The sequence below is a fragment of the Collinsella sp. AM17-1 genome, assembly GCF_003470665.1.
Classification (GTDB): domain Bacteria; phylum Actinomycetota; class Coriobacteriia; order Coriobacteriales; family Coriobacteriaceae; genus Collinsella.
This window is the reverse complement of sequence record NZ_QRJZ01000017.1, coordinates 22,449-48,740: the sequence shown is the minus strand read 5'-3', so window position 1 is coordinate 48,740 and position 26,292 is coordinate 22,449. Positions and strand designations below refer to the sequence as shown.

Sequence of the window (26,292 nt, the reverse complement as noted above, 5' to 3'; positions counted from 1 at the left end):
GTTGGGGCCAGGCCCGATTTTGCCTCTTGACAATGTCCTGCTCATATTAAAAGAAAGAGCGTATGCAGCCATGCAGGAAGCGCTCAAAAACCTCGAGGCCGCAAAAGACGCCGCAAGTCTTGAGAAACTTGCGGTAATCGATGATGACATTGCCGCTTTTCAAGAGATCTACGACATGGTGGTGACGGAAGCCGCCAAACGGAGGGAGCGCCTTCCCGCCATGCAAGCGAACGTCGATGCAGCCCAAGCCAAATACAATGAGGCCCACAACCGGACAAGCGGCCTTCAGGCAGAATTAAATAAGGCAATCGACGACGGAGCTTCTAACGAAACTATTAAGCAGTTGCGAAGTGAGATCATGTCGGCAGAAAGGCGAGAAAAATCTTGTGAAGATGATCTTCACCACTGCCAACGCCGGCTCGAAAGCCAGAAAAAACAGGTTCAGTATTTCGAAAGTGAGGCAGAGGAAGCCAAAGCCCACATGGATGAGGACATAGCCAAGCGAAATGCACTCCTCGGCGATTTGGAAAAGGCGCAAGCGGCCTATGACGATGCCTGCAAGGCATACGAAGAGGCGAAAGCCGCGGCAGATAAGGCCACCTCGCCCGAGATAACGAAACCCGCCGAGACGACAAAACCCTCCAGCTCAGCGCAACCGGCCGAGACGGCGCAGCCCGCCAGCTCGCCCGCGACCGGCAAAGACGCTCCATCGAGCTCCACCAAGCAAGCAGATACGACCACCGGCAAGCTCGCAAACACAGGCGACACAGCGCCGAGCGCAATCACACTCGCAGGAATCGCCGCCGCAGGACTCGGAATAACCGCCACAGCCACACGCCGCATCAAGAACTCAAAATAGCCGCCAGCGGTTATTGTCTTCGCCAATCCATAAGCCCATAGACAAAGAGGCCCGTTTCCCCAACCAAAACCAGGGAAACGGGCCTCTTTACTTGTAAAAACAAATGGTAATGCCACCATCTCTTGAACCACGTAGCCATTGATGTCTTGGCGCAGCCAGCGAGCGACATCCAGGGCGAACAAGTTGGCATGAAAAAGGCAAGGCATAGACCTTCTGGTCATGCCCTGCCTTTTGAATGACAAATTGTCGCTCTGGGTGGCGCGCAGCGTCGAGCATTGCGCGGTTTGGTAAAACCGCGCAAAAAGAAAGCCTGCGCACTCGATGGATTCGGATGCCCGACAGAGGCTCCTTATGGCTGCTTCCTTCCGGACCTGACCAGATTCGGAACATGTCGTCATCCGAACCCATCGAACGCGCTAGGCGCTCGGTATATCTTACCTGCTCCCGCCCGCCACGGCAAGTGGGGCGAACCCATCGGATGGATTCGCCCCACTCGTCCATATCGTTAGCGGCGCTTGCGGTACAGGACCGCGCCGCCCGCGACGGCCAGCGCACCGATGCCGGCCATGGCGCCGAGTGCCTCAACCGGCAGGCTGCGGTCGCCGGTGTCGGGCATGCCGCCCTTGGAGCCGTCGCCGGAGCTGCCGCCGGAACCGCCATCCGAGCCACCGCCCGGCGTGCCGGGGTTCTCGGGGGTGCCGGGGGTCCCGGGATTCTCGGCGTAGCTGTTGGTGAAGACTGGCGGCAGGTTGGCGTCGCCCTCGTAGGAGACCTTCGCCGACAGATAGCCCGTCTTGGTGCCATCTGCCGCCTCGTCGCTCACCGTGACGACGATCTTGTGCACCGCCTTGTCGTAGGTCACGTGCGCCTGGCCGTCGTCGACCTCGCTCACCGTGAAGGTGTAGGTGCCAGCCTGCTTGAACGTCAGCGCATCGAACGTGACGCTGCCGTCCACGGCATTCTTGGCGGTCGACATGACCTTGCCGTCCCGGCCCTTGAGCTCAAAGCTAAACTGGCCCGCCTTGAGCTCGGCGCCCTTGAGCACCTTGGCGGCGCCCAGCTTGAGGGTGACGGGTGCGGCCTGGTAGCCGTTGGTGAAGGTCACCGAGATGTCGTTCGCGGGATTGCCCTCGGCATCCATGAGCTCGTGCTTGACGGTAAGCGTGCCGTTTTTGGCATCGGCAACCGTCGTGCGCACGCAGTACGTCGTCTTGTCGTACGTCACGCCGCCCGCCGTGCCGGCGACCTCGCGCAGCTCGTAGCTGTGCGTGCCGGGCGCGGTGTAGGTGACGGGGCTAAGCGCGACCGTGCCGTCGGCGGCGTTCTTGCCCGTCGCCGCGACGCTCTCGCTGCCGTCGGCGGCAAGCTCGACCAGCTGGAACTCGAACTCGCCCTCGGCCAGGTCACGGCCCTTAAGCTTCTTGTTCACCTTGATCTGGTCGGTGACGGAGCTCGGCGTCGGGTTCACGCCGTAGGTGTTGGTGAACTCGAACGCACCCCTGCCCTCGAGCGTGCCCTCTGCGGGCAGGACCTCCGCGGCGAGCGTGCCCGCATTGGTGTCCTCGACGACCCTGACCGTGAAGGTCCTGGTCGCCGTCGCGTCATTGACCACGCCGTCGACCGAGCCGGACTCGCTCACCCGGTAGGCGAACGTCTTGGTGCGCAGGCCGTCGCCGTCGATCTCGACGTCATCGAGATCGCTCGGCTGCCTGAACGTGACGTGGCCCAGCACGACATTGCCGACGGCGTCGTTGGTCGCCTCGGTCACCGTCTTGCCGGAGGCGTCGACCGGTGCGGGCGCGCCATCCAGCGGCTCAATCTTAAAGGCGTACTTGCCCTCGATGTCGGCCTGCGTGAGGCCGAGTCCAGCCTGGCCGAGCGCCAGCGTCTTGGTGCCCGCGAGGTCGACCGTCGCCTCGCCGGCGCTATAGCCGTTCACGAACGACAGCGTGCCGTCGGAGCCCTCGGGGTAGACCACGGCCACATCCAGCCTGCCCTTGCCGCCATCGGTCACCTTGACCGTAATGCCGAAGCTCGATGCGGCCGCCGTCACGCCCGCGGGCAGCCGGCCCGTGCCGTCCTCGGAAACGGTATAGGGAATGACCCAGGAGCCGTCGGCGGCCCTGGTGGCGGTGCCGTCCGCCACCATCCGCTCGAGAGCGTCGGTGGTGTAGGCGATGGACGAGAACGCAAGTCCCGCGGCCTCGCCGTCGCCGGAGGCCTGGTTGGTCGCGATCGCGACCACATTACCCTGGGCATTGCGGACGGAGAACGAGAACTCGCCCGCCTTCGCGGCGCGGCCCGTCAGCGTCTTGGTGGCATTAATTGCCACGTTGCCCTCGCCGCCGAGCTTTCCGGTGGCCTCGTAGGAGTTCTCGAACGCGACCGTCACGGGCGCGGGCGCCGCCGTGGCGCCATCCGCTGTGGAGACCTCGCTGCGTGCGACCTCGACACCGTCCTTGGCAACTGTGGTCGTGACCGTAAGCTTGCCCGTCGCGGCATCGTAGGCGGGCGCGATGGTCACCGTGCGCGGCGCGGTGTCGTTGGCGTAGCCCTCGCCGCCGAGCTTGGTCTCGGTGACGGTGAAGCTGTAGGTCTTGTCCGCGTCGGCGTCGGTGAACTTCACGTCGCCCCCCGCGGTCCCGCCGATGAGGTCGACCAGGTCGGCCGCACCGTCATCGGCCGCGGAAACGGTATAGGCGTCCTTGCCGGTCTTGAGGCCGAGCTTGGCGGCCGTCTCGGAGTCCGCGGTCACGGTGAAGGCGAACTGCCCCGCCTCCATGGCGCGGCCGGAGAGCGCCTTGGACAGGCGCACGCCCGCGCGGGCCGAGTAGTCGAGCTCGGTCGTGTAGGTGTTGACGAAGTCGCCGCCGCTCGCCTGCGCGATCGCGGGCGTCGAGGCCGTGAGGTTGCCGGAGCCGTCGTCGGTCACGGTCACCGTCATCGTGGCGACGTGGCCGTCGTAGGCCACGCCGGCGATGGCGGAGCCGTCATCGGGCCTGGCCTCGCGCACCGTGTAGGTGAAGGTCTTGGCGCGCACGCGCTTGCCGCCGACCTCGGCGAACCCGGCGTCCTTGATGTCGTCGAGCGTATAGCGGATGGGGCCGAAGTCGAAGGCGACCCTATCGCCCGCCTTGGTGCCGGCGCCGGCCGTCACGCTGACGGTCTTGGAGCCGTCGGCAGAGCCCTCGGGCATGGGGGCGCCGTCCTCGCCCGCGAGCGCGAACTGGAAGCTATCGTCCTCCGCCCAGTCGCGGCCCTCGAGTGTCTTGGTGAAGAGCCCCGCGGTGGAGACGTCCCTGCCCTCGGCGGCCGTTCCGTACGTGTTGGTGAACGCGACGGTCACGCCGCCCTCGGTCACGGCGCCATCGACCTTGGAGCCGTCGGCCCCGTTGACCGTGGTCGCGTAGCCCTCGGCGGCATCCTCGGTCACGGTATAGTGCGCGCCCACGGGTAGGCCGGAGATGATCTTCTCCCCGCCATCCTTAAGCGTGAAGTTCGCCTTGCCGCCCGCGAACGTCACGGCGTGCTCGCCCTTGCCGAAGGTGCCAGAGACGGGCTCGCCGTCCCCGTCGGTCAGCGCGACCGTAAAGCCGAACTCGCGCTGGCTGTCGCCGCCGACGACCGTCTTCTTGACGGTGAGGCTGCCCCCGCGGGGCACGCTGTTGTGGGTCGTGTTGGTCTGCGACTCGTTCTCGCCCACCTTGACCGTTGCGGTATTGGCGATGTCGTCGACCACGGCGGCTTCGGCGGAGACCTTCACGTCGAAGCTGAGCGTGCCCGTGGCGCCCGCAGCCTGCTCGCTGAGCGACCAGGTAAGGGTGCGCGTCGCGGCGTCGTAGGCGGCACCGTCGGCAGAACCCTCAACATAGTTAACGCCCTTGGGCAGGACATCGGTCACCGTCACGTCGGCCGCCTGCGCGGCGCCCCTGTCGTCGACGCTGTTATTGGCCCAGCCGATGGTATAGGTGAGGGTATCGCCCACGCCCACCGGTTTGCCATCCACATCGACCTTGGCGCCCGAGGCGTCCGCCTTGGTGACGGTCTTGGTGTTGTCGTGCGGCGTGAAGGTGTTGGTGAAAGTCTTCTTGCCCCGCTCGTTGGAGATCTCGGCCTTAAGGCCGGCGCCAGTCTGAGTCACCGTGATGTCGAAGGTGTAGGCGTGCGCATCGTCCTCAATCAGGACATCGCCGCTTGCTTTCTCGGTCACGGTCGCGTGGTAGGTGCCCAGATTGGTGAAGCTGAGCTCGCCAAAGGAAACCTTGCCGTCCTTGTCATTCTTCGCCTCGATTGGGTAGCCCTCGAGAACATTGCCCGCACCGTCGGTGAGGGAAAGCTCAAAGACGAACTCCCCCTTCTGAAGGCCGGGCTTGCGGCCGCCCGCGAGCACCTTGGTGAGCTCGGAGACGGACGCCGTGGCGGGGGCGGGGTCGAAGGTGTTGGTGAAGGCGGCGAAGGAGACCTGGTCTGCCGCGATGGAGCCCTCGGCCTTGGAGCCCTCGGCTCCGTTCACCGCAGCCTTGTAGCCAGCGGCGGCGCGCTCGGTCACCGTGTAGGCAGTTCCCGCGGGCAGCCCCGTGATCCTCGCCGTCTGGCCATCTTTGAGCTTGAGGGTCGCCTTGCCGTCCTCGAACGTCGCGTCACCGTAGGTGCCGGACACTTTGCGGCCCATGGCATCGGTGGCCTCAACCACAAACTTAAATATCTTGTCCGCGTCGACCGCCAGGCCCTCGCGCGCCACGACGGTCTTGGAGACGTCGAGCTCGCCCGTCTTCACAGTGTTGGTCACGGTGAAGCCGTCCTTGGCGTCGCCGGTGGCCTTAGAGCTGTAGCCCTCGACGGGCACCTCGGCCACGGTGTAGCGGACCTCGGAGCCGGACTCGGAGTACTTGGGCAGGCCCTTGAAGGAGCCCTTCCAGCCGTTGGACTCGTTGAGCTCGATCGACTGGCCGGCGTCCTCGCCGTCGGCGAGCAGGCGCACGGTGGCCTTCTTGGCCGCCGGGCCGACCCACTTCTTCTCGACGGGCACCGAGACCTTGGCCGTGGAGGCGTTGGTCACGGTGAAGCCGCGCTCGGCGTCGCCGGTGACCTTCGAGCTGTAGCCCTCGACGGGGTCCTCGGCCACGGTGTAGGCGATCACGGAGCCGAAAGCATCACGCTGCGGCAGGTTGGAGAAGACGCCCTCCCAGCCGTCAGACTCGCTCAGGGTGATCGAATCGATGACGGTATCGCCGTTCTTGAGATTTATTTTGACCTTATTAGGATGGGGGATCTTAGGGTTCTCCCAGACCTTTTTGACTGGAATGTTGATGTTCTCGGACCTGCCGATGACAACACCGCCGTTGGCGCCGATGCCGCCTCCCAACGGCGCCGTATTGCCGGAGATCGTCAGCGACGTCTGACCGGCGCCGAGGTTATACACATCCTCGCTCATCACAGATTTAAGCGCGACGTTCGGCGTGGCGTCGGTAAAGGACAGAGGCTCGCCGTTGTCACCATCGGGCGTGAATCGCGGGACATCGTGGTTTGTTGCCGCATAAGTGCCTTCGGGGTTAAACAGCCCACCGTCTTTGTACCAGTTGACCTTTCCGCCGCCCGGAGCGCGGTTGGCCAAGGTCAGTTTGTATTTGGCGTCTTTGAAGCCGATGAAGACAAGGTCGTCTCCCGCCCCATTGGCCGTGTTCCTGGCGATCAGGCCGCCGTTCTGGACGTAGACCTTGGCATCTCCGGTCGGGCAGAACCACATGCCGCCGCCTTGCTCTTTCGCATGGTTATCAACAACGAGGGCGTTTTCGATGTGGAGCGTGCCATAGCCATGAGCCTCGTTACCTTCGCTATACACGCCGCCGCCCATGCTCCAAGCAGTATTGTCTTTGATCTCGCCTGCGCTGAGCGTGACGTTATTCGAATAGGTATAGACGCCTGAATAGGTATAGACGCCTCCGCCGGCGGAAGCGGAGTTGCCAGATATGGACCCGCCTTGCATGGTGAAAGCAGTATTCCCCCTTTTCCCGCCTTGGCAGCCCGGGTCGACCACACACACTCCGCCGCCTTTGCCGTTGCCAGACGCAACGTTGTTCTTAATCTCTCCATCCTCCATGGTGAACTCGGCGTTGCCCTCAATGTGAACTGCTCCAGAGGGATCTAAGGACCCCGCCTCCAGTTTACTGCTCCTGTTGCCGGAAATCTGACCACCAGTCATCGTGAACTTGGCTCTTTGGCTATCGCCCTCCCCCTCACTGTACGCAAGGACCGCGCTGCCTCGATAGCCGCTGTTGCCCTCGATGCTGCCTCCGCTCATGTCAAAGCGGGCATTGCCCACCAACATGACGCCAGAAGATGTGAGGTGATAGCCGTTAGTGTCTCCGGTAACGACGATTCCGTTCTTACGGATAACGCCGCCCTTCATGACAACATGAGCGCCGTCCTTCGCGTGGACAGCGCCGCAATACGCGTCCTTAAGTTCGCACTGCTCGATAACGCCGCCCGTCATGGCAAGCGAAGCCTTGTCTCCCGACACGTCGATGACGCCCGTATTGACGGTGTTCGCAGCGCCGTCGCACACAACGGCCTCGTCAGAGAGCACAACTGCTCCCTTGCTAGAAATAATGGCGCCCTTGTTGTAACGACCCCTCAGAGACGCTTTCCCCGACAGCTCGAGGGATGCCCTCTCGGCAACATTGACCAGTACGGAGACGTCACTATTCTTTGTTGCCAAGATGGTATAGGGCTCATCCGACGTGATCTTAATCATCTTCCCGATAGGAATCGTGAGCGTGGAGCCGAGCTTCACGTGCTTTTTCAGGGTGATGACGGTTTCCTTGCCATCGGGGGCCTCGTTGACCAGCTCCTGAAGGGTCTTGGTGCTGTCATTGCTCACGGTATCGCCGACGCCGTCATCGATGGACTCGCGCGTGTAGACGATATCGACGCCAAAGAACGGGAGGTTCTCCGAGCCGGTGATGTCGTCCATGCTGTTTTCGATTGTGATCTTTTGAACCGTGCTGCCGTCAAACATACCCGAGGGTATTTTGGTGAGGCCGCGCCCGATCGTCACATCCTTCACGCCATCTACGCCCGAGAAGGCTGCCGTGCCAACGGAAGTCACGGAATCCGGAATGGAAAACTGCTCCGGCAACGTGCCGTAATAGAAGGCGTAGTTGCCAATTGTCTCAAGTGTCCTGGGGAGCTGGACGGCAACGTTGCTCTGGATAAAGGCCCAGTCACCGATACTCCTCAAGCTGTCGCAGAGCCCCACGATCTTAACCGGCGTGTAGCAGAACGCATTGTCCGGAATGTTCTGAAGCGAGGACAGATCCACGGACGCCTGCAGTTTTTTGCACTCGTAAAACGCCCCCCAGCCCATCTTTGTTACCTTGCTTAGATTGGGCACGCTCACCAGGCTGGCACACCCCTGGAAAGCAGAGGATCCGATGCTCGTCAATGTGCCCGGGAAATCGATCCCGGTTAAACTCGAGCAATTCCGAAACGCCCCATCCCCGATGGACTCGATTTCGCTCAGCGCGGTGACGGACGCGAGAGAGGTGCATCCGTCAAACATGTGCGAGGGGATCTTGGTAACCGAAGCGGGCAACAACACGCTTGTCAGAGACGTGCAGTCTTCGAACACGCCCGTTATGGTGTCGGAGAAGGCGACATCTTTTGGAAACTCGATGCCCGTGAGGGCCGTAGCCCCCTCGAAGGCGCCCGAGCCCGAAATCATTTTGAGGGTGGAGGGGAGATCGATCTCCGAAAGGTTGCTGCAGCCATAGACCATCATGTTGGCGCTAATCTCCTCGACGCCCTCATCGAAATAGAGCTTTTCGAGCGAGCCAGCGTTTTGCAGCGAGCAACCGAAGTTCTTGATGGAGCCAGGGATATGGAGCTCCTTGACCTTTGCGAACCTCTGGAAATTCCCTCCGTACATTTTTTCGAGCGTATCGGGAAGCGTCAGCTGCTCAACGTTCTTGGCCACGATACCAGACGAGAAATAAAGTTTGGTGACTTTGTAGGTCTGGCCACCATGCTCGATGGAGCTGGGCACACTCACCGCGGTCACACTGTCGTCGGCAACAATACCTGTGATTTCCGCCGTGCCTTTATCCGTGGTCTCACACGAATAGGTCACGCCGTCCTGGGTGATCTCAAACTCCTCCGCAGTATACGCAGTCCGCGATGCCGTGGCCGCATATGCGACACCGGCCGTCGCGCCAACGGATAAACATCCGAAGCCGAGAACCAGCGCAAGGCAGAGAGCAGCGACTCTCTGCCCCCCCGCCGAAAACTTTCCTCTCCAATTCCCTTCTCCCCCTCTGGTGTCGCCTTCTCTTCCCAAGAGCGATCTATTGATTAAGGACAGTTAAAGACAACATTATGCCCAAAGAGGCCCATCATGGAGATAATCCACGTCTTCGCCCGAAATGGTAATTAATTGGCAGGATTAATTGACGAACAACTGAACGAAGAGCAATCGCCTAATGGCATATGAATGACAGCGTCAACACCTGAAGTGCATAGTCTCCGATCCCCAGACAGCACCATCGAGCGCCACAAGGCACAGGATTGAATTGTTCAGATTCATATGCCTTTACGGGTATTTTTCTAGCCCCAAATAGACCAGCCTGACGCTGCGCCACGAAAAGGGCCTATCTACTACGTTTAGGCTGCATGGGTCAACCATAGCCGGCTTTTTCGAAAATCGGCAAGCTTTCTACCTGCAGTTTTAATTTCACGAAATCCTGGATGGTCGAGGGTGTTCCGTTAAACGTAGTAGATTGCCGCATTTCATGGCAGACGGTCCGACCCGAGGCACAAGACGGCCAGCCTCGGTTGGCCATTCTCGATGTTGCGGTGGAATACGGACTGAATTGGCCCCTTAAAGGCAAAAACACTCCGTATTTCACCGCAACTTATCGAGGGGATGGGTTTTAGAGGCGAGCGAGGTCGCAGGCTTGGGCAGCTGCCTCGCCGGCACAGATGAGGTTGGTTGTGGCTTCCTGGGGATCGAGCGCTTGGTCAAGGCTCATGGGCTTGCGGCATATCGGCAGCACTAGGTCGATGCCCTGCTCGCACACCGCATCCAGGTTGTCGGCACGACCGCCCACGACGGCGGCTACCGGCTTGCCATATCGCTTCGCACGGCGGGCCACGCCCGCCGGTGCCTTACCGGCGGCGGATTGCTCGTCCATATTGCCCTCGCCTGTAATGACCAGGTCGACATCGCGCACGCACTCGTCAAACCCAATCAGATCGAGCACCGTCTCCACACCCGAGCACAGCTCCGCACCGAGCGCCAGCAGCGCGGCACCCAAACCACCTGCCGCGCCCGCGCCAGGCACGCCGAGCACCGAGCCAAATGTCCGTGCGCCCTCGGGTGTGCGCAACAACCCCTGGGCTCGAGCTCCGGCAATCGCCGCATCGAGCAGACGACCGTAGCCGACCATCCAACTGTCGTACCTGCGCAGTGCCTCGACGTCGCCCGTCGGCAGACCCTTCTGTCCGCCGAACACCGCAAGCGCGCCGCGACGCCCTACGAGCGGATTCTCAACATCCGAAAGCACAACGATACGAGCGCCATCCAAAGCCTGCAGCGCTGGCGCCAAATCAACGCTCGCCACCTGCTCAAGGCCGGCAAGACCGGGGGCGACATCGCAGCCTTGGTCATCGACCACACGCGCGCCCAGCGCCTGCAGCATGCCGGCGCCACCGTCGTTGGTGGCACTGCCGCCCAGACCAATATAGAGTGTCTTTGCGCCCGTGCGAACCGCGCAAAGCATGAGCTCGCCCACGCCATATGTTGTAGCAGCCAGCGCCGACGACTCCGTGCAAGGCGAGCACCCAATGCCGGCCGCCTCGGCCATCTCGATGACCGCAGACTCGCGCTCGGCATCAACCAGCATCCGGGCAGACGCGCGCTTGCCCAAGGGACCTGCCACCTCGCAGGTCACAATCTCACCGCCGCACGCGGCAACGGCATCGAGTGTCCCCTCGCCACCATCCGCCAGCGGCAACGCGGCCACCTGGGCATCGGACCACACACGGCGCATGCCTTCGGCAACCGCGGCCTCCGCCTGCGCACTCGATACGCTGCCCTTAAAGGAGTCGATCGCCAGCAGCACACGGCGGGGACGGCGGCACGCAGGACCAAAGTCAACCGCCGTGCCAGCATCCTCAGCGGCACCCGCAAGCGCTGCGGCGTGAGCGACGTGCGCTTCAAGATCGGCCCCGCAACCGCAATCAGCGCCGCCTGCTCCACGCAGCCTACTAAAATAGCTGCTCAACACCTCACGACACTCGTCTGCCAGCACGCCGGCGGTCACGTTAAACCGATGATTCAGGCGCGAATCGGCATTCAGGTCATACAGCGAACCCAGAGCGCCCGCCTTGGCATCAGCCGCGCCATACACGCAGCGTCCTACGCGCGCGTTAACCATAAGCCCCGCACACATGCAGCAGGGCTCGAGCGTCACGTAGACCGTACAGTCGGAAAGGCGCCAGCGACCGAGCGACCGAGCGGCAGCGCACAGGGCCGCGAACTCTGCATGCGCCGAAGGGTCCTGATCGAGCTCACGACGATTATGCGCCCGCGCGACAATCTCACCCGCGCGCACCACCACAGCGCCAATGGGCACCTCGCCCACCGCCGCGGCGGCGCGCGCCTCCGCCAACGCCTCGCGCATGAACTTCTCGTCGATTTCGGTGCTCGTCATCGTTCGCCTTCCCTGTTGCAAATTCAAAACGATGCTATCATTACGACTCACGGAGAGATGGCAGAGCGGTTGAATGCGGCGGTCTTGAAAACCGTTGAGCGCGAGAGCGTTCCGGGGGTTCGAATCCCCCTCTCTCCGCCACTTTTAGTGATGCACCGGTGTCATGGTCCGCTCAAACAGCGCATCGACCACGTCGGCCATCTCAGGTCGACGCTCAAGATCGTGGCCCGATTCCCACCATATCGTGAAAAGTCGAATAATACCGCCGGCGACAAACTCAGACGTCGTCTCGAGTGACACGGGGGCCAGGGCATCCTCGGCAAGCACGTTCATCACACGCTCGCGGATGGAGCGGGCAATACGGTCGCAAATAACGTTGGTCAGCATTCCCGACATGCTGCTCGCCAAAATGTTGTCCATGAGCTGCTCATGGGCCAGAATCAGGTCCATGGCATCGTCCAAAATCGCGTGCCGAAGCGCGCGCACGTCCTCGGCAGACACTGTGCCGGCCTCATCGGGCTGTTTTTGCGGCAAGCCGGACATGAGCTCATCGATATAAAAGGCAAAGTAATCGTTCTTGTCGCGAAAGTGCTTGTAGAACGTCGTGCGGCGAATCATGGCGCGGTCGCACAGCATGGCAACCGTCAGGTCCTCAAAACGATGCTCCTCGAGAAGCTCGGTGAAAGCATCGAACAGGGCACGGTAGGTTTTCTTAATGCGAAGGTCCACTGGTATCGCCATCCTCAAGGCAAAGACAACACTCGTCAATCTGTCGCATATCTTACACCTGTACCTCGCGCGTTTTACCCCGGTGCCGACCCCGCCGAAAACACAACGCTTACCGGAAAGTTCGGCACGGCAAAACGTTGCGGGTATACTAGTAGCGTTATACCAACGGCAGCTGGCGCATGCCGCCGCGGCCATTCGAAACGGAGACATCATGATTACCGTCATCATCGGCATCGTTGTTGTCATTGTGATTGTCTGCGCCATCGCCGGCATCTACAACAACATGGTCACCAAGCGCAACCGCATCGATAACGCCTGGCAGAACATCGATACGCAGCTGCAGCGCCGCAACGACCTGATCCCCAACCTGGTCGAGACCGTCAAGGGCTACGCCAAGCACGAGCAGGAGACGCTCTCCGCCGTGATCAGCGCGCGTAACACCGCTGTCAAGGCCACCACGCCCGAGGCCAAGATGGAAGCCGACAACGTGCTGACCGGTGCGCTGCGCCAGCTCTTCGCCGTAGCCGAGGCCTATCCCGACCTTAAGGCAAACACCAACTTTACGCAGCTGCAGGCGTCGCTCGAGGATACCGAGAACAAGATTAGCTATGCACGCCAGAGCTACAACGACTGCGTGCTCAGCTACAACAACGCCATTCAGACGTTCCCGGCTGTCATCTTTGCCGGCATCTTCCAGTTTAAGGAGCGCCAGGGCTTTGAGGCAGCCGAGGCAGCCCGCCAGGCACCGACCGTCAAGTTCTAATAGGTTGGCAGCGCATCCAAATCGGGTATATGCATAAACCGCCCCGTCGAATGCATACTTCGACGGGGCGGTTTCCTTTGTCGCGAAGGTCCCCCTCAAGGCGCCGTGCATTTTTGGGAGTATTCAGCACAGCCAAGAGCTTTGGGCTCCGCAGCAGAGGCGTTAGATAGCGAATACCCCTGCAGCCTGAGACCCAGCAGCCCATAACACCGCCTATTATTCGCGAAAAGCATCGACAAGCACGGATTTTTGCCCGAACGACGGTATACAGGAGCCTTCGATTGCAGAATACTCGCAAAAATGCACGTCGCCACCACCCCCACATGGCGCGACGCAAAACAAAAGCGCGGCCTAAAAGGCCGCGCACCATCTTTAATTCAGATTAATTATTGTTCGTTGTGACATCGCCGAGCCCGCAGGGCGGATAAGACAAATTACGCGACGGTGTAAACCCAGTTGTGCTTATCCTCAACAGCACCAGACTGGATGCCCGTCAGGGTCTCGCGAAGTTTCTTCATCACGGGGCCGATCTCGGTGTAGCCAGCCGGGAAGGTCACAGTCTCGTCGGCACCGTAGACCTTGTTGTCGATCTCACCAACCGGGGAGATGACGGCAGCGGTGCCGCACAGGCCGCACTCCACAAAGGTGCCGGCCTTGACCTCGGCCCACTCGACGGGACGCTGGTCGACGGTCATGCCCAGGTCCTGAGCAACCTGAACGAGCGAACGGCGGGTGATGGAGGGCAGGATGGAGTCGGTGTGCGACTGCGGAACGACGAGGGTGCCATCCTCCTTCACGAACAGGACGTTAGCGCCACCGGTCTCCTCGACATAGGTGCGGGACTCGGAGTCGAGATACAGGTTCTCGGCATAACCCTCGCGGTGAGCCTCCATCGTGGGCTTCAGGGACATGGCGTAGTTGAGGCCGGCCTTGATGTTGCCGGTGCCGTGCGGTGCGGCGCGGTCGTACTCGGAAACGCGCAGCTTGACGGGCTTAAGGCCGCCCTTAAAGTACGGACCGACCGGGGTCACGAGAATGCGAAACGTGTATTCAGGAGCGGGAGCCACGCCGATCACGTCACCGGAGCCGATCATAAACGGACGCACATACAGGGTTGCGCCAGAGCCGAAGGGCGGAACCCAAGCGGCGTTGGCAGAAACGACCTGCTTGACGGCCTCAACAAACTTGTCCTTGGGGAACGGCGGCATCTCGAGGCGCTGGGCAGAGTTATACATACGCTCAGCATTCATGTCGGGACGGAAGCAGACGATGCTGCCGTCCTCGGCGGTGTAGGCCTTCAGGCCCTCAAAGACCTCCTGGCAGTAATGGAAGATGCCACCGCACTCGGAGACGTGCAGGGTGTGGTCGGTGGTCAGGCCACCCTCGTCCCACTCGCCGTCCTTCCAATGGGCCTCGTAGCTGTAATCGGTCTTCATGTAGCCAAAGCCGAGGCTACCCCAATCGATATCCTTCTTCTCGACAGTCATATGTCGCTCCTTACATACACAGTTGCAAACTCGCGAACTCGTACGCAAGGACCGAGGCCGACCGCGTCGCAACGTCGCACGCCCGGAGCGTAGAGCCGGACGGGACACGCGAACGGCATCGAAGCCGATGGCACGTCGATTCGCATGCACGAGATTGTACTCCGCACACGCATCGGATAAAACGTTTTTCTTTAACTAACTAAAGTATTTTCATTTGACCGAAGCAAAAAGGCCCGCCACCGTAAGCGGTGACGGGCCTCAACTGCACGGTTTGTGTGCTGGCTCGAGCTACGCGTTCTTTTTGCCCAGCTTTGCCTTAACCAGGCCGACCACGGTCGGGATAATCGACACGGCGACGATGCCGATAATCAGCAGCTCAAAGTGCTCCTGCACAAAGGGGATGCCGCCAAAGAAGTAGCCCAGCAGCGTAAAGACCGTCGACCAGGTAATGCCACCCAGCACGTTAAAGATGACAAAGTTGCGCCAGTGCATGCCGCCCATGCCGGCGATAAAAGGCACAAAGGTGCGGATAAACGGAAAGAAGCGACCCAGGAAGATGGCCAGGTGGCCCCATTTGTCCAAGAAGTCCTCGGACTTTTTAATGCGCTCGGGCGTCATGGCCTTGACCTTGCCCGAAGCGATGATCTTTTTGCCAAAGAAGTGACCGATCATAAAGTTGCACTGATCGCCCAGGATGGCCGCGGCCCATGCGGTGGCCAGAAGCGCCACGATGTTAAAGCCGCCGTTGTGGGCAAAGAAGCCCGAGGCGAACAGCAGCGAATCGCCGGGAAGGAACGGGAAGAACACCACGCCCGTCTCGATAAAGATGATCAGGAACACGCAGCCGTAGGCCATAAGCGGGCCGGCGGCGATCCAACTGGCGATCGCGGTGCGCGGGTCCTTGAGCAGCTCGGCGATAAAATTAATGAAACCCATGAAGCTAAACCTCTCAGTTGTGGGCGCGGACACGTCCAAGTTGACCAGTATACGGTTGCGGCGCCCCCTCGTGCGCAACCCCACAAAAGCATGACTCCATTACCAGCAAGTTTGCATAACTGACACTTGTCGCCCAAAGCAAAGCAAGATCGCCCTTCTTAATCCCTAGCGAATCGCTATACTTTATTGAATTGCATTGTCGCGGCGCTAAGGGAGGGCGGCCGGTGAGCTTTATCAATACCATTCGCGAGGACATCAAGACCGTCCAGGCGCAGGACCCCGCCGCGCAAAACGGCCTAGTCATCTTCCTTTCTTACCCAGGCCTGCACGCCAAGTGGAACCACGTGCCCGAGCACTGGCTCTGGGAACATGGCCACCGCTCGCTCGCCCGCGTGCTCTCGCAAATCACCCGCCATATCACCGGCGTCGAGATTCACCCTGCCGCACAGATCGGCAAGCACTTCTTTATCGACCATGCCATGGGCGTCGTCATCGGCGAGACCACCATTGTGGGCGACAACTGCGTGCTCTACCAAGGCGTCACGCTCGGCGGTACCGGCAACGAGACCGGCAAACGCCACCCCACCCTGGGCAACAATGTCACGGTGGGCACGGGCGCCAAGGTGCTTGGCAACATCCACATTGGCGACAACGTCAAGATCGGCGGCAACTCGGTCGTCGTCAAGGACGTGCCCGACAACTGCACCGTCGTGGGCGTGCCCGGGCGCATCATCAAGCGCAACGGCTGCCGCGTGTTCGAGGAGAGCTTCGACGCCAAGCAGCATCGCGAGTACATGCCCGACGATGCCGCCGAGCAGAGCGCCCTCAACCGCCAGGGCATCAACGAAAACGCCCGTCGCGTCAAGGAACTCGAGCGAGAGGTGGCCGAGCTCAAAGCCCTCGTCGCCAAGCTCGTGGACGAGCGCTAGGGCCGTGGGCAGCCGCCACAGCATGAACGCCAGCACAAAAGGCGCGCCAGGGAATCCGCCCCCGGCGCGCCTTCTTTTCGATGCGACATGCGGGACTGCCCCTTTGTCACCTTATGCGAACTGGCTTAGGTAGAGGTCGGCGTAAGCGCCCTCGGCAGCCAGCAGCTCCTTGTGCGTACCCTGCTCGATGATATTGCCGTGATCCATGACCAGGATGAGGTCGGCATCGACGATCGTCGACAGACGGTGCGCGATCACAAAGCTCGTGCGCCCGCGCATGAGCGCGTCCATGGCGCGGCCGATGGCAAGCTCGGTGCGCGTGTCCACGCTCGACGTCGCCTCGTCCAGGATGAGGATCGCCGGGTTGTTGAGCAGCACGCGCGCAATGGTCAGCAGCTGGCGCTGACCCTGGCTAATGCTCTCGGCATCGTTGGCCACCCGCGTGTCATAACCCTGCGGCATGGTGCGCACAAAGAAGTCGACCTGCGCGGCGCGCGCAGCTGCCACGATCTCGTCGCGCGTCGCCTCGGGACAGCCGTAGGCGATGTTCTCGGCAATGGTGCCATCGAACAGCCAGGCGTCCTGCAACACCATGCCAAACTGCTGGCGCAGCTCGCCGCGGTCCATGCGGCTCGTGTCCACACCGTCGAGGGTAATGCGGCCACCGTCGATCTCGTAGAAGCGCATGAGCAGATTGATGAGCGTGGTCTTACCCGCACCCGTGGTTCCCACCACGGCGATCTTCTGACCCGGCTCGGCGGCAAACGACACGTCGCGCATGAGCGGCTTGTCGGGCGCATAGCCAAAGCGCACGTGCTCAAAAGCGACGCGGCCCTCCACCTTGCCCGGCAGCTTGGCAGCCTCGCCCGGCTGCGGATCGGCCTCCATCTCGGGCTCATCGAGCAGGTCGAACACGCGCTCTGCGCTCGCCAGCGCGCTCTGCAGCGAGTTAAAGGTAAACGACAACTGCGTCATGGGTTCGGACGCCTCGTAGATAAACTGGAAGAACGCCTGGAACACGCCGACGGTCATATGCCCGGCAACCAGCATGCTGCAGCCCACCAGCGCAATCACGATCTGCGCCAAACGGCCGATAAAGCGCACCGCAGGGCCGACGGCGTTAATCATAAAGTCGGCCTTGGTGCTCACGCGCGCCAACTCGTTCGAAGCCTCATGCACCTCGGCCGAGCTCTGGCGCTCACGGTTGAACGCGCGAATCACCAGGCGGCCCGAATAGCCCTCCTCGACCGCACTCGTAATCTTGGACACCCACTCCTGGCGCTCGCCCGTCACGTCATGCGTGCGGCGCGAAACTACCTTGGTCACCAGCAGCGACACCGCCGTAAAGCCCAAAAAGACGAGCGTGAGCTCGACGCTGAACACAAACATCATGCTCACAGCGCCCACAACCGTACCGATCGACACCAGAAGCTGCAGCAAGCCGCGCTGCATGCTCTCGGACATCTTGTCCAAGTCGTTGGTCGCACGGCTGACGACCTCGCCGGGACGATGCGCGTCAAAGTAGGCAAGCGGCAGACGGTTGAGCTTTTGTGCGATGCGGTTGCGTAGGCGCAGGTTGAGGCGCTCGGCAACGCTCGACATCAAAAAGCTCTGGAGTGCGTAGAACGAGGCGGCGGCGGTCCAGATCATAAAGTAGATGAAGATGGTCCTGCCGCAGTTCTCCCAGGTAATGCTGAAGGTAGTGTTGTTGGCAAACGCCACCTTCATGTGCCCCCACAGTTCATCGATCACGCGGGCGCTGTAGGCCGGCGCCGCGGTGTTAAAGATGGCATAGAACACGATGCTCGCGAACACGATATAGAAACGCCAATGGTCGCCGGCGGCCTCGCTCCACAGGCGGCGCACCGTCGCCCAGGTGTCGCGGGGCGTCTCGTCCTCGTCCTCGTCGTCAACATCGCGCATGCGCTCTGCCTCGGCACGGGCACGTTCGTCCTCGGCACGCTCGTTTTCCTCGTACAGCGCCTGGCGACGAGCCTCGCGCTCGGCCGCAGCCCTGGCGGCGTCATCCAGCTCGGTCGACGCGGCAGCCTGCTCGACCGTTTTCTCGCCAGCGTCCACAGCGTTCGAATCGATTGCGTCACCGCACTTCTTGAGCTCCTCGGTCATGCTACTCACCTCCCTTCATCTGCGATTCCGCGATAGCGCGGTACACCTCGCAGGTTTCCATGAGCTCGTCGTGCGTGCCCAGGCCCACGACCTCGCCGTCCTTGAGCACCACGATCTGGTCGGCATGCAAGATCGTCGAGATGCGCTGCGCGATGATGAGCACCGCAGCGTCGCGCGTCTCCTCCTGCAGCGCATGGCGCAGTGCCGCATCGGTCTTAAAGTCCAGGGCCGAAAAACTGTCGTCGAAGATATACAGGTCGGCGCGCTTCATGAGCGCGCGGGCAATGGCCAGGCGCTGGCGCTGACCGCCCGAAAAGTTCGTGCCACCCTGCGCTACCGGGGTATCGAGCCCCTGCGGCTGATCGAGCACAAAGGTGCTCTGGGCAACCTGGAGCGCGTGGAGCATATCGGCCTCGGTCGCGTCTTCGTTGCCAAAGCGCAAATTGCTTGCCACGGTGCCCGAGAACAGCCATGCCTTCTGCGGGACGTAGGCAATGCGCCCGCGAATCTCGTCTTGCGAAAGGTCGCGCAGGTCAACACCGTCCAGGCGAATGGCGCCCTTCGTGGCATCGTGAAAACGCAGCAAGAGCTTTGCCACCGTCGACTTACCCGAACCGGTCGAGCCCACGATCGCGGTGGTCTGCCCGCGACGACAGGCAAAGCTCAGGTCGCACAGGGTGTCCTCGTCGGCATCGTCAAAGCGAAACGACATGTGATCGAACACGGCGACCGCATCGGCCCCGTCCTTTGAGTCGGACGCGGCCGCATCGAGCGTACGCTGGCCATCGACGATGCTCGGCTTAATCTCCAGCACCTGCTGTGCGCGGTTCAGACATGCGGCGGCACGCGGAAGCGTCAGCACCACCATCTGGGCCATCATCACAAAGAACAGGATCAGAAGCGCGTACTCCAGCACCGCCGAGATGCTCGCGATCTGCATGGCGTGGGCGCCCACGCGGTTGCCGCCCACCCACAGTACCGCCACCTCGGCGATATTCATCAGAAAGAAGGTGGAGCTGTCGAGGCCCACAAACAGATGGTTGACTTTGATGGCGTTGGCGGCGTAGTCGCTAAACACCTCGTCCAGGCGCTGTTCCTCACGACGCTCCTTGTTAAACGCACGGATGACGCGCACGCCCACGATGTTTTCGCGCAGCACCACGTTCATACGGTCGATAAAGCTCTGCAAGCGCATAAAAATCGGAGCCGCGTTGGCAACCGTAAAGACCGCCGCAACCAGCACGATCGCAACCACGACGCCCAGAAGCATGCCCATGGCCGGATCGATGAGCCAGGCGAAGATGATGCCTGCCACCGCCAGGAACGGCACCGGCAGCACCAGCTGAATGGTCTGCAGAATCGCCTGCTGAATCACGTTGATGTCGTTGAGCGAGCGCGTGATCATCGAACCCGTGCCAAAGCGCTCAAAGTCACTGGCAGACAGCTCGAGCGACTTGTCGTAGACGGCATTGCGGATATCGCAGGCCACGTTGGCGGCCAGGCGCGCCGAAAGATAGCAGCCCAACACCGCGCCGCCGCTGGCCATGCCGGTCGCGATAAGCATGTAGAGACCGTTGCGCAAAATGTAGTCGACATCGCCCGTGGTGATACCGGTGTTGACCATGTTCGCCAACATCGTGGGTACCAGCAGTGTGCCAACGTTGTCGATTAGCAGCACCAACAACGTCACCGCGACAAGCCTGCGATACGGCTTCATAAACCTCATTAAGAGTCGCACGACTCCCCCTCACCTTGATTCTCGGCCTGGCTCTCGGCAGCGATATGTTGCTTAAAGGCATCGCACTCATCGCCGAGCACCTGAGAGAATTTTCCGATTAGGCGCATGATTTCGCGTTGCTCACACGGCTCAAGCGCGCCAAAGGCTCGCTGCTCGGCCTTGAGCGCCGGCAGCGCATAACGCTCGGCAAACCGCATGCCCGCTTCGGTCAAACGCACAACCTTGTTCTTACGGCTGCCTTCGGCAAACTCCAACGTTGCAAAGTCCCGCGCCGTCAAGGTTTTAATGGCCGAGTTGATGGTCTGCTTGCTGTAGAACCATTCGCTCGTCAGGCGGCTTACGGCAATACTGCCGCCCGCCGTGCTGGTATCGACGAGCATCCAGTAAGCGCAGTCCGAAAGACCGCAGGCGCGCGAGAACTCCGAATAGATATGGTCGAGTCCATTGAGCAACCGGTCGAAGTCGACCAGCGTAACCGCACTATCCATCTATCCCACCATTCGATTGTCCGATTTTTGACCAATTTATATCTCTAGATTAGTCCGAGTTTTGACTATCGTCAACAGGCTCTCCGCAAATGCCTGCACTTTTATGGCCTATCGGCAGAAAAAGACCGCCGGCGCGGGGGCGGCGCCAGCGGTCACGTGAAAATCGGGTTTTATTGCCTGTTAGGCGGCGACGGCCTCATAGACCGTAGCGCCCGAGAAGCTGTCATGCAGGCTCTTGCCGGCAATCCACGGCAGCTCGACGACCTCGCAGACCGTGTTGACCAGCTCGGAGCAGTCAGTAAAGTGGCCCTTGTCGTTGAGGGCCTCGCAATCCTGAACACGCCAATAGCCATCGGTGTGCGTGATGTAGTACTCGTGATCGTCAATCGTCACAAAAGCGCGCGTCTTGGAACGCAGCAGCTTCAGAAATCCTTCGAAGTCGGTCTCGACGACATCTCCAGCCTGGAACATGATAGTTACCTCCTGGCCCGGCGCCACCACGGCGCATTGATAAACGTTGGTACTCCTTTAGTAAAACCTTTATCAGAGGTTATGCGTTCGTCATTTAGGCAAGTGGTAAAAAACCGCAGGGTAGACGGGATAAAACGTTTAACCATCCCATTTGTTTGTCACATTCTGAAGGTACTTTTATGCAAACCTACTTTCCCAATTGGAATCTATCCTTTTGGCCGGGCAATTGACCGTCTACCGTTTGAGCCCGACGGGTATGAACGGGGCATCTGCAACGCCACTACAAGGAGACACCATGGAGACTATCGAAGCGCTCATCCACCGCCGCAGCTGCCGCAAATACAGCGATCGTCCCGTCGAGGCCGAAAAGCTTGCACGTATTATCGAAGCTGGCCAATATGCACCGAGCGGCATGGGCCGCCAACCGGTGACGTTTGTCGCCGTCACCGACCCCGCGACCGTCAAGCGTCTCTCACAGCTCAACGCCCAGGTCATGGTCAGCAACAGCGACCCCTTCTATGGTGCCAAGACCGTTGTGGTGGTGCTGGTTGACCGCAGCGTGCCCACGCATCTGGAAGACGGCTCGCTCGCCATGGGCAACTTGCTCAACGCCGCCTATGCACTGGGTGTCGATTCGTGCTGGATTCACCGCGCGCATGAGGTCTTTGACTCGCCCGAGGGCCTGGAGCTACTGGCCAGCTGGGGCCTGCCCGCCGACGGCAGCCTGCGCGGTGTCGGTCACTGCATTCTGGGCTATGCCGAGGACACGCTACCCGAGCCCAAACCCCGCCGCGACAACGTCGTCTACGTAAGGTAACCCAGGAGCGTCATAGGGGTAGCTAATTTGGGACGGGGCTATTTTAGCCACCCCACTCGCAACTTATCTTGCCGATGGAGTTGTCGTCGTTTCGTTCGTCTGGGCCGTTTCGGCGCCGTCGCCCCGTTCGTCCTCGTCCTTTTGCGCATCGGCGATGGTGGAGGCCGCCGCAACGATTCCGCGCTGGGGCGCGACGCCCGTCTGGGTCTGTGCGCCCTCGACAACTTCTGTACCTACATGCGCGAGCTCGGGCGATTTAAACATTGCGTCCAAGTTGGCGCCGCCGCCGGCGTAGCCAAGCGCAGCGAATGCGATGACGATCACTGCAACGACGACCACGATCGGCACGTAGCGATGCCAGCCGGCGGGATTGAGCCCGCTGCGACGAGCCGCCCCGCGGCTGATGTAACCGAGCGTTCCGTCGTGCTTGAGCTTTGAGCCCACCACGCGCTTGCGGCCCCACAGCGACGACTCGGCCTGCATGGCTAAGCGAGCGCTTGCCGAAGGATAGCCATATTTAGTGCGCTTGAACGAGCCATCAAATCCCGAGGCGTGTTTGCCCCACGTCACCGATGTCGTGCGTCGGTTAACCGGCGCGGCGCTCCGTCTTCTGCGGCTCGGTTTTGCAGTCTCAGCCATATGCCCTCGCACGCCGTAACCAAATCGAAACAATAACGCTTTGGACTGTAGCACACGCGTCGCGCGCGGTCACGGGCGCCTCGCTCAACGGTCATCGTCCTTCAGCAAGCGCCACAGCGTTGTACGGCTTATGCCCAGCACCTCCGCCGCACGGGTTCGGTTGCCGTGTAGATGATCTACAACCAGATGCGCGATATCTCGCTCGGTATCGGCCAGCGGTCGCAGGATATACAGGTCACTTTCGAGTGTCGGGGCGCCAAAGGTTGCGGTCTTAATCACGTCCTCTTGGGCGAGCACTTCCTCCGCCACAGCGCGGTCCACCGTGCCCGCCCCCACCAATATATACAGTCGTTCCGAGACCTCGCGGAGCTGCAGATAGTTGCGCGGCCAGCGGTAAGCATCGAGCGCCTTCGTCGCCGCGGCGGACAGCGTGGGTGCTGCCGTCCCAAATGCATCAGCGAGATATTCCAAATAGCGCGCAACCTTTGTCGACGCGGCTCCCTGCTCGGCAATCGCCGGCGCCACGCTCACCGCGCAGGCGAAACGCTCGGTCACAAAGGCGGCTTGATCACTTTCGCCGCCGCCCGGCATGTCATTCGCTGTCAGCACCACATGGCAGCGCGTCGCCAACGCGGTGTCGGCCATCGTGGAAACGAGCTCGCGGAGGCGCTGGGGGCCAACCGCGTTCCAGCCCTCAATGCAAAGGGTCAGCCCCGTTTGGAACAACGGCGATTCGGCGCTTTTGAGCACATGGCGCCAACCGCGCTCGGTGAGCTCATCGAGCGCGACGGAAACAAAGGGTTGATCGGCAAAAGGGCCATCCAGATAGAGGCGCATGGCGATCTCGGCCTGGCCCGCGCCCAACTCGCCCTCGAGCATAAGGGGCACCCCGCGCGCATAGCTCTCGGCAACCGGTGCGGCTACCGCAGCGGCACCTTCAACGATGCCGTACGCGCTCGATTCGTAGCGGGCCTCAACTTCGTCGGCGTTGAGCCACTCGATGCCCGCATGCGCCGCGGCGCCGCGCACCTCGCGGACCACGGCGACCCAAAGGCCCCCGCCCTCTTTGTCGGTGGGGCGAACGGTCAGGCTCAGACGCGTACCCGCACGCCCCATAACCAGACGCGCGCCGTCTCCTATACGGTCGAGGCGTTCGGCAACAAAAGCCGCCACATCCCGCTCAAGCGCCGCGTCATTCATGGTCGAAATCGCGACGTCCCCACGCGCATCGATTGCCAATGCCGAGGCCCCGGCAGCAGCCAGGGCCTCGGTCAAGATGTTCAGCTTGGCATCGCTATCCATGATTTGCCCCTGTCCGTGACGACGTGCAGCCGCCGACGGTCGTACGACCGAGTGTTTCAAAATTGAACGATATTGCTCACCAAACACTATAGGGCAGAGAGCGCCGTCCTGCGAGTATAGGTGTTGCCCCGCATCGCCATCCTGGCGGGGCGATAAGAGCTCTTCGGGACCTATAAACCTGCGGACAAGCCATACCCGCAAGAGCTCCTATCGCTCCACCGTGAGAATGCGCTCACCAGCAGCCAACACGCAAACTGGCTACTTCTCTACCAGATTCCCAGCACGTGCTGCATTCCCAAGCTCATGCACGCAATGCCAATCCAACAGCAAAAGCCCAGCGCGATGGGCTTGCCGCCCTTTTTGACCAGCTCGACGATATCGGTATTAAAGCCAATAGCCGCCATGGCCATCACGATAAAGAACTTCGAAAGCTCCTTGATGGGCGCCGTAAAGGACGCGGGAAGCTGAAGCACCGTGGTGATCACGCTCGCCAGCACAAAGAACAGCACAAACATGGGAAACGCGCGTTTAAGCGAGAACGTGCTTTTAGCGTCGCCGCCGGCCTTGCGCGCCAGATGCATCTGCCAGCATGCGAGGACCAACGTGATGGGGATAATGGCCAGCGTTCTGGTGAGCTTGACCACCGTGGCGCTCTCGAGCACATTGGCGCCGGGATGCATGCTGTCCCAGGCGCTCGCCGCAGCCGTTACGGACGAGGTGTCGTTGATGGCGGTGCCGGCAAACAGGCCAAAGCCCTCGTCTGTCAGCCCGAGCATACCGCCGAGCGTCGGAAACACGAGCGCCGCGATAACGTTAAACAGGAAGATGACCGAAATGGCCTGGGCAATCTCGCGATCGTCGGCATCGATGACGGGCGCGGTCGCGGCGATGGCAGAACCGCCGCAAATCGACGAGCCCACACCCACAAGCGTCGCGATCTTACCCGGCACGTTCATAACGCGGCAGAGCACAAAGGCAATGACAAGCGAAGTCGAGATTGTCGCCACGATAATCGGCAGCGACTGGGCGCCCTTGGACAGAATCTGCGAGAGGTTCATGCCAAAGCCAAGCAGGATTACCGCGTACTGCAAGACTTTTTTAGACGTATAGGTGACGCCGGCGGCGAGCTGTTCGCGACGATTCTTGGGAAAGACGAGCGCCAGGACCATGCCAAAGAGGATGGCGAATACCGGACCGCCGACCACCTCAATTTGTTTGCCGAGCAACGTCGCGGGGGCAGCGATGATCAGGCAGAACAAGACACCCTTCCAGCGCTCGCGTACGATATTTGCCAGTTGCATATGGGATTCCTTCTTTCTATTTCACGTTTGCGACGGCTTATGATACGGCAACATTGAGCGCAGCCTTGCGCAAACACAGACTAAGATGCCGCAATAGTTCTTGGGCAACAGCCGAATTACCCACCGCGGAGAGCTGATTCGCGGCATAATTAACAACTGACATATGAGTTTGATAGAACAGTTGCGAGGCGCTATGGAAGAATCGATGCACGTCGGCGAGCAGGAAACGAGCCTACAGGACCAGTCCTACCACACCATTCGACGCAAAATCGTCTACCTGGACTACAAGCCGGGCGAAAAGCTGGGCGTCAAGCAACTTTGCGACGACCTGGATATGGGGCGCACGCCCGTGCGCGAGGCTTTGGTTCGCTTGGCGCAGGAAGGCCTGGTGCGCACCGTGCCCCAGAGCGGCACCTACGTCTCACCCATCAACCTCACCCTTGCCGAGAGTGCCTGCTACATCCGCGAACATCTGGAAAAGCAGGTGATTGTGGAGTGCTGTGCGCGAGCCACGTCGGCCGGCATCGAGCAGCTCGACCGCGCCATCGTGCTGCAGGAAAAAGCCATGGCCGAAGAGGATCGCATCGGCTTCTTTTTGAGCGACAACCTCATGCATCACATGATTTTTAGCATCGCATGTCGCAGCACCGTTTGGTCGTGGCTCGAAGAGACCAATGCCGACCTGGAGCGCTTCCGCTGGCTGCGCGCCGCCACGCAGGTTCTCGACAATCGGGACATCGTGAACGAGCACAAGCAGATTCGCCGCGCTATCGCCGGTCGCGACCCCATCGAAGCGAGCTTTTTAGTCAGCAAGCATCTGCACATGATGTTCCGCAACCAAACCGAGGTTCTGGACCAGTTCCCCGAGTACTTCGAGACCAGCAAGCTCCGCTAACCTGCCAAAACCACCACAAAGGGGACAGGCACCTTTGTGGTGGTTTCTCCGTACAAAAAGGCCCGACTCTGTCTGATGACGCGGAGCCGGGCCTTGGTCGTT

17 protein-coding genes, 1 tRNA gene and 1 other RNA gene are annotated in these 26,292 nt (G+C 61.0%); 6 read left to right on the top strand and 13 right to left on the bottom strand.

The features are described from left to right. Nucleotides 1-859 (top strand): LPXTG cell wall anchor domain-containing protein (locus DW195_RS08005; RefSeq protein ID WP_233540845.1); only part of this gene is annotated, 859 nt, incomplete at its 5' end. Between the two features lie 315 nt (nucleotides 860-1,174). Here DW195_RS08005 and ffs read toward each other — a convergent pair. From ffs to tadA, 3 genes are all read right to left on the bottom strand, one after another. Further along, nucleotides 1,175-1,270: signal recognition particle sRNA small type (gene ffs / locus DW195_RS08000), an RNA gene on the bottom strand. A 94-nt stretch (nucleotides 1,271-1,364) separates the two neighbouring features. Beyond that, the gene (locus DW195_RS07995; protein ID WP_118206412.1) at nucleotides 1,365-8,987 is read right to left on the bottom strand and encodes a Spy0128 family protein; all 7,623 of its coding nucleotides are present in this window, start codon (nucleotides 8,985-8,987) and stop codon (nucleotides 1,365-1,367) included. 799 nt (nucleotides 8,988-9,786) lie between these two features. Then, nucleotides 9,787-11,568: a tRNA adenosine(34) deaminase TadA gene (gene tadA, locus DW195_RS07990; RefSeq protein WP_118206411.1), complete on the bottom strand. Its 1,782-nt coding sequence runs from the start codon at nucleotides 11,566-11,568 to the stop codon at nucleotides 9,787-9,789. Between the two features lie 51 nt (nucleotides 11,569-11,619). On the opposite strand from tadA, the gene DW195_RS07985 reads away from it, so the two are divergent. Beyond that, a tRNA-Ser gene (locus DW195_RS07985) sits at nucleotides 11,620-11,709 on the top strand. A 3-nt stretch (nucleotides 11,710-11,712) separates the two neighbouring features. On the opposite strand, the gene DW195_RS07980 is transcribed toward DW195_RS07985, so the two are convergent. Further along, on the bottom strand, nucleotides 11,713-12,297 hold the full coding sequence (locus DW195_RS07980) for a TetR/AcrR family transcriptional regulator (protein ID WP_099432361.1): 585 nt from the start codon (nucleotides 12,295-12,297) through the stop codon (nucleotides 11,713-11,715). Nucleotides 12,298-12,508: 211 nt separating this feature from the next. On the opposite strand from DW195_RS07980, the gene DW195_RS07975 reads away from it, so the two are divergent. Further along, the gene (locus tag DW195_RS07975; RefSeq protein ID WP_082421874.1) at nucleotides 12,509-13,060 is read left to right on the top strand and encodes a LemA family protein; all 552 of its coding nucleotides are present in this window, start codon (nucleotides 12,509-12,511) and stop codon (nucleotides 13,058-13,060) included. Between the two features lie 434 nt (nucleotides 13,061-13,494). On the opposite strand, the gene DW195_RS07970 is transcribed toward DW195_RS07975, so the two are convergent. Then, a complete protein-coding gene (locus DW195_RS07970) occupies nucleotides 13,495-14,547 on the bottom strand; it encodes a branched-chain amino acid aminotransferase (RefSeq protein ID WP_035138743.1) in 1,053 nt (350 codons plus the stop codon). 288 nt (nucleotides 14,548-14,835) lie between these two features. Further along, a complete protein-coding gene (locus tag DW195_RS07965; protein WP_118206410.1) occupies nucleotides 14,836-15,483 on the bottom strand; it encodes a DedA family protein in 648 nt (215 codons plus the stop codon). Nucleotides 15,484-15,707: 224 nt separating this feature from the next. Between DW195_RS07965 and cysE the strand changes: the two genes are divergently transcribed. After that, nucleotides 15,708-16,412 (top strand): serine O-acetyltransferase, encoded by a 705-nt coding sequence (gene cysE / locus DW195_RS07960; RefSeq protein ID WP_089573511.1) that lies wholly within the window; start codon nucleotides 15,708-15,710, stop codon nucleotides 16,410-16,412. A 111-nt stretch (nucleotides 16,413-16,523) separates the two neighbouring features. Here the strand turns inward: cysE and DW195_RS07955 are convergent, their stop codons facing one another. From DW195_RS07955 to DW195_RS07940, 4 genes are all read right to left on the bottom strand, one after another. Further along, nucleotides 16,524-18,539 carry an ABC transporter ATP-binding protein gene (locus DW195_RS07955; protein WP_118206409.1) on the bottom strand — a complete coding sequence of 672 codons (2,016 nt, stop codon included), beginning with the start codon at nucleotides 18,537-18,539 and terminating at the stop codon, nucleotides 16,524-16,526. Nucleotide 18,540: 1 nt separating this feature from the next. Further along, a complete protein-coding gene (locus DW195_RS07950) occupies nucleotides 18,541-20,265 on the bottom strand; it encodes an ABC transporter ATP-binding protein (protein ID WP_118206408.1) in 1,725 nt (574 codons plus the stop codon). Then, nucleotides 20,265-20,765, bottom strand: a complete 501-nt coding sequence (locus DW195_RS07945) for a MarR family winged helix-turn-helix transcriptional regulator (protein ID WP_118206407.1) — start codon at nucleotides 20,763-20,765, stop codon at nucleotides 20,265-20,267. The genes DW195_RS07950 and DW195_RS07945 overlap by 1 nt, the downstream gene beginning before the upstream one ends. Before the next feature lie 180 nt (nucleotides 20,766-20,945). Beyond that, nucleotides 20,946-21,236: a hypothetical protein gene (locus tag DW195_RS07940; protein ID WP_055251737.1), complete on the bottom strand. Its 291-nt coding sequence runs from the start codon at nucleotides 21,234-21,236 to the stop codon at nucleotides 20,946-20,948. A 295-nt stretch (nucleotides 21,237-21,531) separates the two neighbouring features. Between DW195_RS07940 and DW195_RS07935 the strand changes: the two genes are divergently transcribed. Further along, on the top strand, nucleotides 21,532-22,053 hold the full coding sequence (locus DW195_RS07935; protein ID WP_117757849.1) for a nitroreductase family protein: 522 nt from the start codon (nucleotides 21,532-21,534) through the stop codon (nucleotides 22,051-22,053). Nucleotides 22,054-22,116: 63 nt separating this feature from the next. Here the strand turns inward: DW195_RS07935 and DW195_RS07930 are convergent, their stop codons facing one another. From DW195_RS07930 to DW195_RS07920, 3 genes are all read right to left on the bottom strand, one after another. Further along, nucleotides 22,117-22,692 (bottom strand): hypothetical protein, encoded by a 576-nt coding sequence (locus DW195_RS07930; RefSeq protein ID WP_147356502.1) that lies wholly within the window; start codon nucleotides 22,690-22,692, stop codon nucleotides 22,117-22,119. Between the two features lie 84 nt (nucleotides 22,693-22,776). Then, a complete protein-coding gene (locus DW195_RS07925) occupies nucleotides 22,777-23,994 on the bottom strand; it encodes a helix-turn-helix domain-containing protein (protein ID WP_118206405.1) in 1,218 nt (405 codons plus the stop codon). A gap of 266 nt (nucleotides 23,995-24,260) precedes the next feature. Further along, nucleotides 24,261-25,295 (bottom strand): YeiH family protein, encoded by a 1,035-nt coding sequence (locus DW195_RS07920; RefSeq protein ID WP_118206404.1) that lies wholly within the window; start codon nucleotides 25,293-25,295, stop codon nucleotides 24,261-24,263. Between the two features lie 193 nt (nucleotides 25,296-25,488). On the opposite strand from DW195_RS07920, the gene DW195_RS07915 reads away from it, so the two are divergent. Next, nucleotides 25,489-26,190, top strand: coding sequence for a GntR family transcriptional regulator (locus DW195_RS07915; protein ID WP_233540843.1), 702 nt, complete (start codon nucleotides 25,489-25,491; stop codon nucleotides 26,188-26,190). Nucleotides 26,191-26,292 lie beyond the last annotated feature (102 nt).